A 278-nucleotide genomic window follows, 5' to 3' on the forward strand; every position below is an offset into this window, starting at 1 on the left:
CTGATTATTGAGGCGCTTGAGCAGAAAGGCGTCGTGCGCCTTTTGGCGGAACCCAACCTCACAACGGTTTCCGGCGAAACCGCTAGCTTCAATGCGGGCGGCGAGGTGCCCATCCGCAGCGTCAACGCCCAAGGAGAGGTTGAGATTCAGTTCAAGCAGTTCGGCGTCAATCTGAATTTCACGCCGGTGGTGCTCGACGACGGCAAGATTCACATCAAGCTGGCGCCGGAGGTCAGCGACCTCACCGGTTTCACACCCGCGGGCGACCCGATCTTCAC

General features: G+C 59.7%; 1 pseudogene. It reads left to right on the forward strand.

The features are described from left to right. A pseudogene (locus EN852_RS40640) lies at window positions 1-278 on the forward strand (type II and III secretion system protein family protein); the annotation flags it as partial.

This window comes from Mesorhizobium sp. M2E.F.Ca.ET.209.01.1.1 (genome assembly GCF_004010375.2).
Classification (GTDB): Bacteria; Pseudomonadota; Alphaproteobacteria; order Rhizobiales; family Rhizobiaceae; genus Mesorhizobium.